At 44.8% G+C, this 9384-nt stretch carries 10 protein-coding genes; 3 read left to right on the top strand and 7 right to left on the bottom strand.

The window, feature by feature from the left end; translation table 11 throughout:
• Nucleotides 1–14 precede the first annotated feature (14 nt).
• From rpsJ to tgt, 4 genes are all read right to left on the bottom strand, one after another.
• Nucleotides 15–323, bottom strand: a complete 309-nt coding sequence (rpsJ, locus tag RWS24_RS03195) for a 30S ribosomal protein S10 (RefSeq protein ID WP_003009585.1) — start codon at nt 321–323, stop codon at nt 15–17.
• 358 nt (nt 324–681) lie between these two features.
• Nucleotides 682–1413 (bottom strand): hypothetical protein, encoded by a 732-nt coding sequence (locus RWS24_RS03190; protein ID WP_314365307.1) that lies wholly within the window; start codon nt 1411–1413, stop codon nt 682–684.
• Between the two features lie 149 nt (nt 1414–1562).
• Nucleotides 1563–2201, bottom strand: coding sequence for a phosphoribulokinase (locus RWS24_RS03185; RefSeq protein ID WP_314365305.1), 639 nt, complete (start codon nt 2199–2201; stop codon nt 1563–1565).
• A 25-nt stretch (nt 2202–2226) separates the two neighbouring features.
• The gene (tgt, locus tag RWS24_RS03180) at nt 2227–3369 is read right to left on the bottom strand and encodes a tRNA guanosine(34) transglycosylase Tgt (RefSeq protein WP_072073233.1); all 1143 of its coding nucleotides are present in this window, start codon (nt 3367–3369) and stop codon (nt 2227–2229) included.
• 152 nt (nt 3370–3521) lie between these two features.
• On the opposite strand from tgt, the gene RWS24_RS03175 reads away from it, so the two are divergent.
• Nucleotides 3522–4397: a DUF975 family protein gene (locus RWS24_RS03175; protein WP_314365304.1), complete on the top strand. Its 876-nt coding sequence runs from the start codon at nt 3522–3524 to the stop codon at nt 4395–4397.
• A gap of 29 nt (nt 4398–4426) precedes the next feature.
• On the opposite strand, the gene RWS24_RS03170 is transcribed toward RWS24_RS03175, so the two are convergent.
• The 3 genes from RWS24_RS03170 to polA form a co-directional block, all read right to left on the bottom strand.
• Nucleotides 4427–4927 carry a kinase gene (locus RWS24_RS03170; protein ID WP_314365303.1) on the bottom strand — a complete coding sequence of 167 codons (501 nt, stop codon included), beginning with the start codon at nt 4925–4927 and terminating at the stop codon, nt 4427–4429.
• 1 nt (nt 4928) lies between these two features.
• Nucleotides 4929–5366: a CoA-binding protein gene (locus RWS24_RS03165; protein WP_223323882.1), complete on the bottom strand. Its 438-nt coding sequence runs from the start codon at nt 5364–5366 to the stop codon at nt 4929–4931.
• A gap of 165 nt (nt 5367–5531) precedes the next feature.
• A complete protein-coding gene (gene polA, locus RWS24_RS03160; RefSeq protein ID WP_314365300.1) occupies nt 5532–8174 on the bottom strand; it encodes a DNA polymerase I in 2643 nt (880 codons plus the stop codon).
• A 98-nt stretch (nt 8175–8272) separates the two neighbouring features.
• Between polA and RWS24_RS03155 the strand changes: the two genes are divergently transcribed.
• Together RWS24_RS03155 and RWS24_RS03150 are read left to right on the top strand one after the other, a co-directional pair.
• Complete coding sequence (locus tag RWS24_RS03155; protein ID WP_314365314.1) at nt 8273–8815, top strand: histidine phosphatase family protein; 543 nt, start codon at nt 8273–8275, stop codon at nt 8813–8815.
• 78 nt (nt 8816–8893) lie between these two features.
• Nucleotides 8894–9370 carry a YcxB family protein gene (locus RWS24_RS03150; protein ID WP_002905769.1) on the top strand — a complete coding sequence of 159 codons (477 nt, stop codon included), beginning with the start codon at nt 8894–8896 and terminating at the stop codon, nt 9368–9370.
• Nucleotides 9371–9384 lie beyond the last annotated feature (14 nt).

Genomic DNA, 9384 nt, shown 5'->3' with positions numbered 1-9384 from the left:
GATCAAGCTTTAGATTAAAGTTTAATCTCTACGTTCACACCACTTGGAAGATCCAGTTTCATCAAAGCATCAACTGTTTTTTGAGTTGGGTTGATGATATCAATCAAGCGTTTGTGAGTACGCATTTCAAATTGTTCGCGAGAGTCTTTGTATTTGTGAGTCGCACGAATGATTGTGTAGAGGCTACGTTCAGTTGGAAGTGGGATTGGACCCGCAACTTGTGCACCTGTACGAGTAGCTGATTCTACGATTTTTGCAGCCGCTGTGTCAAGCGTACGGTGTTCGTAAGCTTTCAAACGGATACGGATTTTTTTGTTTGCCATCTTTTTCTCCTTTTCGTCTATTTAAGATAATAGGCTAGCTCCACAAGAAAACCGACAGGTGATTGCGTGGCAATGCAACCGAGCGTGTCGCAACCTCTTGCATCAAAGCTACACGCTGTATTTTTACAGCACCATAGTATCTTAACACAAAGAACCAGTCATTGCAAGGGATTTGAGTAATTTTTTAAAGATTTTTAGGATAATTTTTTATGAAAGTGTTTTCTCTATTGATAACTATGCCTTGTTCTTCAATTCAACTCGAAAAGTTCACCTTATTAATGAAAGTAATCAAGGTTAAGATATAGAAAAAAGCTGCTTTGAAAGCAACTTTATAGATTTTATTCCGAATTGATTTCTCTTAGAATTTCTTCCAAGTTAAACTATCCATATCTAAGCGGTCAGCTTGGCTAAGACCAAATTGGCTTTCGCCAGCATCTGCAGTCTTTGTGAAATCAATTTGCTGAAGGATTTCGGGCTCCTGATTCTGATTAGACAGCTGATAGAGGGTTGCTTGACCGTTTCCGCTTCCAGAATACCAGTGAGAGCTTAAGACACGGCCATCTCGGTAAACAAAGAGAGTTACCCTAGAACCTCCGACACTAGCTGCATGCGACTCTCCCAACAAGGCAGGCTCCTGACCTTTGAGGTAATAAAGAGTTACTAAGTAGTATGGATTTTCTCCAAACTTAGATCCAACCAAGAGCTCCTTTTGCCCATCACCATTGAGGTCGTGAAAACTATAGACAAGGGCATCTGGCTGAGCTAAAATATTGTCTACAGTCCAGTATTCCAGAGGATAGTGCAGCTGATTTCGAAGATTTTCTGCTGCTTGAGTATCAGAGCTGTTGCTCGACAAAAGCAAACGATAGTCTTCAAAAACCTTTTGGTAAGATTCCTCATCAGACTTTACCGGTTTTTCTTGGCTGCTGGAAGAGCTCGCTTCACTAGAAGAACTAGCTTGACTAGATGATACAGATTGGCTTTGGCTAGCAGATGTTTTTGGCTTTTCTACCGCCTTTTGCTGGCTGCAACCTTGCAGAATCAAAACTAGAGCTGTTACCAAAAAAGCCTTTGTAGTTATTCGTTTCATGATATACCCCTTGATTTTTATATATTCAACGTAATTAACTCAAAAAAACTGATGTTTCTGTCAAAATAACAAAACACTCTATCTATTTTACCATATAGACCCGGCATTAAATAGCAAGAAAATGAAAATTTACCCTTGGCTACTTTATTTTATAGTAAGGGACTGTCCTTTTCGATGCGAATGCTGTTGTCCGACTGGCAGATGACAAGGTCGGCAGCTACTAGATAGGGCTGATAGAAGTGCCTATATTGCTCTCGCCGAGCTAGATGTGTCTGCTTTATCCAATCTGACCTGCGCTCTCGCACAGCCACATCCCTTGCCAAGCGTCGTTCTAACTCGGTCTGATCATCCGTGTAAAAGCAAATCGACAAATCAAACAAACTTTCAGACAAAAAGGCAGTCGACATGCCTTCTACTATTAAAATCGGCTTTCGGGCTGATAAACGCAAGCTAGGCGACCAAGCTGTGCCAATGGTCAGAATATCCAGACCAGACTGCAAGGCACAAATATCTCGCTCCAGACTGCTTAGTTCATGAACGGCTGGGAGGCAAGCTGTGACTTTTTGATGAGGAAAATCTTTGGAACTGAGCAAATCTCGATACTCCCCAGTAATTACATAAGGATCTGTTTCCAGCAGATTGGCTCGTTCCTCACCCAATATTAGTTGGAGTTTTCGAGCAAAAGTTGACTTGCCCGAAGCACCATGACCGTATATACGTATGGTATGTTTTTGGTCGTCTGACAGATACGCTGTCAATCTTTTCAGCAATTTCTCTTCATCAGACATGGCTTCCCCTTTCAAATGGAGATTCTTAGAAATTTCGGCTGGATTTATTGTAGCCGTAGCGCTCAATAAAGTCTTCACGGAATTCCAGCAGATTGTCATCCATGATAGCTTGGCGAACCTTCTTCATAAGGTTTACCAAGAAGTAGAGGTTGTGATAGCTGGTTAGGCGGATTCCAAAGGTTTCGTCCGCTTTAAGCAAGTGGCGGATATAGGCCCTCGTGTAGTTGCTGCAAGTGTAGCAGTCACAGTCATGGTCCAGCGGCGTGAAATCTTCCTCAAACTGAGCATTTTTAACCACCAGACGTCCTTCACTGGTCATACAGGTACCGTTTCGGGCAATCCGAGTCGGAAGGACGCAGTCAAACATATCCACACCACGGATAACACCATCAATCAAGCTATCTGGCGCCCCAACTCCCATGAGATAGCGAGGCTTGCTTTCAGGTAGCATAGGTGTTGTGAAGTCTAGCACTGCATTCATCTCTTCGTGAGACTCTCCGACAGCCAAGCCTCCGATTGAGTAGCCTGGGAAATCCATGCTGACCAAGTCTTGAGCAGACTGACGGCGCAAATCTTCAAAGCCAGCACCCTGAACAATCCCAAAAAGACCTTGGTCGTGCGGACGGCTGTGGGCCTTGAGGCCACGCTCTGCCCAACGGCTAGTCCGCTCAATGGACTTCTTGACATAATCATAAGGCTGGTAGAACTGCGGGCACTCATCAAAAGACATCATAATGTCACTGCCTAGATTGTTCTGGATGGAGATGGCCTTTTCGGGTGACAGGAACATCCTGGAACCATTGAGGTGGTTCTTGAAGGTTACTCCTTCTTCTGTGATGTTGCGGTTGTCAGCTAGAGAATAGACCTGGAAACCGCCACTATCAGTCAGAATAGGCTGGTCCCAGTTCATGAACTTGTGCAGGCCACCTGCACGGGCAATCAGCTCATCGCCTGGACGCAGCCAAAGGTGGTAAGTATTGGCCAAGATAATACCCGACCCCATTTGCTTGAGCTCTTCTGGTGACTGGGTCTTGACCGTCGCCTGGGTACCAACCGGCATAAACATAGGCGTCGGAAAAGTCCCGTGAGGCGTGATAATTTCCCCCAAACGAGCACCTGTATGCTTTTCTTTTTTAATCAAACGATACTGAATCGGTGATGTTGACATGTTTCCTCCTGCTGGGAAAAACAGTCCCAGCGATTTTTCTTCTATACAATGAGCAGCAAGGGCTCACAAGATACCGTATGATTTTACCAAAAAAACTTCTATCTGTCACGGGGTATGATATAATGTAACAGACAAATCCAAATGGAGGAATTATGAATCTAAGTAACATCAGAGCTCAGGCTCGTACTGTCCGCAGCCAAACGAGGGGGATTTTTCTTTTGTTTGCGGCTCCGACTCTTGCCGGTATCCTAAACATCTTGCTTTCCCTTATTGGGAATCTAAGAGACTCCGTTTCCGACCTGACCTTCAGCCAGTTCATATATTTTCTGATTAGCCGAACTCTTTTTCCGACGACCATTCAGTTTATCACGTCTCTCCTGCTGCTTTCTGCCAGCTACACCATGATAACCGTCATCCGCAAGAAAAAGGATGAGGTTCGCTTTTCAGATATTGGGCATCTTTTTACGAGCAAGAACTTCACACCTGTTTTCAAAACCGTTTTGCTCAAGCAGCTCTTGCTTTTCCTTTGGAATCTTCCTATATTTTGTGGGAGTCTTCTGTCCGTCTTCAATGCTTATAAGATTCTCAATATTTCGGAAAAACTTCCTGCCCATACTGTGCTGACTGCTCAAAGCGAGGCAGGTCAGCAGATTCTTCAATACACCCCTGGTATGTTACTGGGAAGCCTCTTGATATTGGTTGATCTAGGCATCACCATCCCTCAGTACTACGCATATTCTCAAGCAGAGCTGATCCTATATGACCAGCTTGAGACTGACACCTACCTGGGAGCTTTCTCTGCTATCCGTCAAAGTCGGAAGCTCATGAAGGGCTATAAAAGAAAGCTGTTTATGCTAGACCTGAGCTTCATCGGCTGGAATTTATTGGCCAAAATGACTTATGGCATACTAAATATTATGGTTCTACCTTATACAGCGACTGCTTACATTCTCTTCTACGAAGAGTTGAAAAAAGAAAAAGCTATTCTAAACGAAAACAACCCGCAAGCACGGAACTCCTTGTCCTAAGCTTGTGAGTTGTTTTTTTATTTAGTATTTTAGTCTGGCCTGTCAAGGGCAGAGCAGATTTTATCAAATGCTGCCTCTAGTGAATCCTCATCTGTGAAAAAGGCTTCCTCTTCCCAGCCTAAGAAGTCTCGGTCTTTCCACCAGCGCTTCATGTCGGCTGCGGTAAATTCTTCTTGCTTAGCTCTAGTCTGATGGCGGCGGACAGTTTCTTCAAAGGATAGGTCATAGTAGTAAGCAAAGACCTGCGGAGCGAAGAGTTTTTTCAACCGCTCTAGCATCTGTCCGTAAATGTCCGTCTCATAAAATCCTTCTACCAAAACTAGCAAATCATGCTCGTAACCGAAGCGAGCCAGTGTTTCCGTCAGGTCAATAGACAAATTCCCTGGCTCAACCTTTTCCTTGAGCATATCCCGTCTAACCGTATCCTGCGATATCAGAAGAGTCCCTCGGCCGTAGTGAGTCTGCAGTTTCCCAGCGAGACTAGACTTGCCAGAGCCGGAATTTCCACGAATGATAACTAACTTGGCCATCTTATTCGCCTAGAATCAAGCGAGTATGCTCGCGTTTAATGCAGCGGTCCATGACAATGTCGTCCCGACTAGCTGTCCGCAAAATCTGCTCAGCCTCCTCACTCTCCAAGCCCAACTGAGCCCAGAAAATCTTGGCATCCGACTGCAGAAAATCCAGTGCCACATCCGGCAAAAACTCACTGCGGCGGTATACATCAACAATATCCACCGGAAAAGGAATATCTTTGAGACTGGCATAAACAGTCTCACCAAAAATTTGACTGCCCGCTGCCCGCGGATTAACTGGGATAATGCGATAGCCCCGTTCCTGCATCTCCTTGGACACACGGTTACTGGTCGTTTCTTCACGGTCAGACAGTCCGACAACAGCAATTACCTTGCTGTTTTTCAGATAATGCTTGACGATGGCATCGCTAGGATTTTGAAAATGATAAGTCATAGACTTCCTCCTCATTCATAATAAAGCTGGATAGTTTTGCAGTGTTTGCGTCTTAACTGAATACGGGCTAAACACTGTGGAAAATAGATAATCCGTTCTAGGAGCATGACCCCTTCGTCCGGCTGCCTAATTTTCAGTCGGTTTTGACGCTCTTTGTATCTTGTTTTATTTCGCCTCGTACCAAGTTTGGCCAGCGTTTTCATCAGCTACTAGCGGAACGGCCAGCTCAATCGCAGCTTCCATGGTTTCTTTGACTAGCTGGCGGACGGCTGTTAGCTCGTCATTTGGCACTTCCAGCACGATTTCATCGTGAACCTGCAAGAGCATGCGAGACTTGAAATTCTTCTCTGTCAGAGCTCGGTCCAGATTAATCATAGCGACTTTGAGAATGTCTGCGGCGGAGCCTTGGATCGGACTGTTAATGGCTGTGCGCTCCGCAAAATTTCGGATATTAAAGTTGCGGGAATTGATGTCTGGTAAGGAGCGACGGCGATGGTAAATAGTCTCTACATAACCCTTATCACGAGCTTCGCGGACAATCGTTTCCATATAATTCTTGATACCAGGGAAACGCTCAAAATAAGTCTGAATATAATCTTTGGCAGCCTTGCGGGAAATTCCCAAATTATTGGCCAGTCCGAAGTCGGAAATGCCATAGACGACTCCAAAGTTGACAGCCTTGGCATTGCGGCGGTCATTAGGTGTCACATCCTCTGCCTTTTCAATACCAAAAACCCGCATGGCTGTAGCCGTGTGAATATCTTCTCCATGCTGAAAGGCAGCAATCAGATGCTCGTCCTGCGAAATGTGAGCCAACACCCGCAGCTCAATCTGGGAATAATCCGAGCTGAGTAGCACACTATCTGCCCACTCTGGCACAAAAGCCTTGCGAATGAGGCGCCCTTGCTCCAAGCGAACAGGGATATTCTGCAAGTTGGGGTCAACCGAGGACAGGCGGCCCGTCTGAGTCAAATCCTGAACATAGCGAGTGTGAATCTTGCCGTCAGCCGCAATGGCCTCTTGCAGACCAATAATGTAAGTGGACTGAAGCTTTCTGATTTGACGGTATTCCAGAATCTTAGACACTATCGGTGCTATCGGTGCTAAACGCTCCAGCACATCAACTGCTGTCGAGTAGCCTGTCTTGGTCTTTTTGGTGTACTCCAACGGAAGCCCCATATCCTCAAAGAGAATAGTTCCCAGCTGTTTCGGCGAGTTAATATTGAACTCCTGACCAGCCAGATCATAAATCTCCTGCGTTAGACTTTCCAGCGTCTTTTCATTTTCCGCCTGCATGCCCTGCAGAGTTTCCCGCTCAACCTTAATCCCCGCAATCTCCATCTTGGCTAAGACAAAGGCCAGGGGCTGCTCCATTTCAAGCAACAAATTCAGCTGGTCGTGGGAACGGAGCTGTTCTTGCATTGACTCTTCTGTTTCCAGCAGTACTTGAACCTTACGAGCTAAATGCTCAAAGAGCTGCTCTTGCTCCGGCAAAGCACGCTTGGCTCCCTTGCCATAAACCTCATCATCAGTCGGCAGAATTGTTTGGCCATAGAGGCGAGCAATAGTCGCCAGCTCATTATCCTCGACCGTCGAAAGCAGATACTTGGCTAGGCGCGCATCAAAGGCTGCTGCTGGCAGTTCGATACCATAATGACTGAGCAGTACCTTGGCTCTCTTGAGGTCGTAGGTTTTCAGAGCTGTTTTTGCCAAAAAATCCTGAAAGAGAGGTTGCTGTAGTAAATCGCTGGAACCGACATAAATCTGACGGCTATCGCCCCAGGCAAGGCCGACAATCTCTTCCTTGTGGTAGTTGTCACCCAAGATTTCAAAATAGAAGAATTGCTCTGGTGCCAGCATATCCGCTGCGACCTCAGTCACTTTGGTAAATTCAATTGGTTTGACTTCTACAGGATCCTGAGCCGTTCCTAGCTGAGCCTTGAGCTGCTTGAAGCCCATCTCGTCATAAAACTTGCTCAGATTCTCTACCTGCGGACCCTTATAAACCAAATCATCCAGTCCGATTTCAATCGGAGCCTGAGTATTGATGGTAGCTAGGGTTTTTGATAAGAAGGCCTTGTCCTTGTCATTGATCAGATTTTCCTTCATCTTGGAAGCCTTGAGCTGGTCAATATTTTCATAGAGATTTTCCAAAGAACCATACTCCAAGAGGAGCTTGAGGCCAGTCTTCTCACCAATCTTGGTCACACCGGGGATATTATCCGACTGATCGCCCATCAGCGCCTTGAGATCGATGAACTGCTCTGGCGTGATACCCATCTTTTCCATGAGGTAGGCTGGGGTAAATTCCTCAAACTCGGCCACGCCTTTCTTGGAAATCTCCACCACGGTATTATCATCCGTCAGCTGAATCAAGTCTTTATCGCCGCTGACAATGGTCACATCGTAAGGCACTGCTGTTTTTTCAGCCATCTTGTCCAAGGTTCCGATGATGTCATCCGCCTCGTACTGAGCCAAGTCGTAGTAGTGAATGCCTAGGTGCTTTAGCATTTCACGGATAAAAGGCAGCTGCTCACGAAATTCATCCGGTGTCTTGGCCCGACCAGCCTTATAATCAGCATACATCTCGGTCCGGAAGGTCGTCTTTCCAGCATCAAAAGCCACCAAGATATGGGTCGGCTGCACGCGCTCCATCAGATGATTGAGCATAAGATGGAATCCATAAATAGCATTAGTATGCAGACCAGATGGACTCTTGAAACGGTCGATTTGATTATAAAGCGCAAAAAAAGCGCGAAAAGCAACGGACGAACCGTCGATTAATAATAACTTGTTCTTTTTTTCCATAGGTTTATTATAACACGAAAGGCGGACAAAGACAGAAAAGGCGGCGTGGAAAATAGGTAGAAAATGAATTGAGATTTAAATTTTGCTATAATCATTTTATGAACAATACCTACTATTTTATCCGTCATGCGCATTCTAACTATACACCTGATGAAATCAACCGACCATTATCAGACAAAGGGCAAGAATCCTTGGCACAGCTTGAATTTTTATCAGACAAACTCATTGCCGCCATTTATTCCAGTCCTTACCGAAGAGCCATCCAAACGGTTGAGCCTTTGGCTCAGAGTCTGAAGCTCGCTATTCAAACCGACAAACGACTAATAGAGCGAAAGCTAAGCAGTCAAGCAATTGCTGACCGAGATTTTGAACAATGCCTCATGCAACTTTGGTCACAGCCGACATTTTCACTTGTCGGTGGCGAGTCTAATCAACAAGCTCAACAGCGAGCCTTAGCCTTTCTTCATGAACTGGAAAGCAAACACCAAAATGAAGAGATTATCATTAGCTCCCATGGTAATCTTATCTGCATTTTACTATGCGCGTTTGACTCCAACATTGATTATAACTTCTGGCGCAACCTAAGCATGCCAGATGTGCTGATTTTAGATAAAAACAAAAAAATCACTCACCTCCCATAAAAGATGGTATCGTCTAGCAAGGCTCGGCTAAATCTTATCGCTCTTATATGTTATAATAATAAAAACTGGAGGTAAAAGATGTTTCCAATCCGTATTACAACTCTTATGACTGAAGAAGTTTATAAAAGATTTTCATGGGCTATTCTCGTGCGACGAAAAGGATTTGTATTATACATAATCATACTGATAATCGGGCTGTTCACCTACGTAATGCTCGGCCCATTAGAGGAAAAGATAATATCTATCATATTGGCTCCCCCTATTTGCGCCTCTATGTACTATTTTGGCATGAATTATCAGATAAAGAGAGCCTATCAAAAAAATCCTTTATTTCAGAACATGGAGGTCACTCTGATATTTGACAGAGAGTCTTTTGTAGCTCAGAATAAACGTGGAGAATTTCACTATACCTATGATGATATTGTCAAAGTCATTATGACAAAGCAAGATTTTTATATCTTGATAGGAGAGAACACTGGTTTCGCAATTGAAAAAGAAAACTGTTCTCCCGAGGCTCTTGAGTTCTTGCTGGAACTTCACATTGAGCATATGTAAAATAAAAAGCAGGC

It is taken from the genome of uncultured Streptococcus sp., assembly GCF_963528215.1.
Classification (GTDB): domain Bacteria; phylum Bacillota; class Bacilli; order Lactobacillales; family Streptococcaceae; genus Streptococcus.
This window is presented reverse-complemented; position numbering and strand designations above follow the sequence as displayed.

What these genes read in the sequence shown, in the direction of transcription:
- rpsJ (WP_003009585.1), bottom strand. Translation starts at nt 323, where the DNA reads ATGGCAAACAAAAAAATCCGTATCCGTTTGAAAGCTTACGAACACCGT.
- RWS24_RS03190 (WP_314365307.1), bottom strand. Translation starts at nt 1,413, where the DNA reads ATGAAACGAATAACTACAAAGGCTTTTTTGGTAACAGCTCTAGTTTTG.
- RWS24_RS03185 (WP_314365305.1), bottom strand. Translation starts at nt 2,201, where the DNA reads ATGTCTGATGAAGAGAAATTGCTGAAAAGATTGACAGCGTATCTGTCA.
- tgt (WP_072073233.1), bottom strand. Translation starts at nt 3,369, where the DNA reads ATGTCAACATCACCGATTCAGTATCGTTTGATTAAAAAAGAAAAGCAT.
- RWS24_RS03175 (WP_314365304.1), top strand. Translation starts at nt 3,522, where the DNA reads ATGAATCTAAGTAACATCAGAGCTCAGGCTCGTACTGTCCGCAGCCAA.
- RWS24_RS03170 (WP_314365303.1), bottom strand. Translation starts at nt 4,927, where the DNA reads ATGGCCAAGTTAGTTATCATTCGTGGAAATTCCGGCTCTGGCAAGTCT.
- RWS24_RS03165 (WP_223323882.1), bottom strand. Translation starts at nt 5,366, where the DNA reads ATGACTTATCATTTTCAAAATCCTAGCGATGCCATCGTCAAGCATTAT.
- polA (WP_314365300.1), bottom strand. Translation starts at nt 8,174, where the DNA reads ATGGAAAAAAAGAACAAGTTATTATTAATCGACGGTTCGTCCGTTGCT.
- RWS24_RS03155 (WP_314365314.1), top strand. Translation starts at nt 8,273, where the DNA reads ATGAACAATACCTACTATTTTATCCGTCATGCGCATTCTAACTATACA.
- RWS24_RS03150 (WP_002905769.1), top strand. Translation starts at nt 8,894, where the DNA reads ATGTTTCCAATCCGTATTACAACTCTTATGACTGAAGAAGTTTATAAA.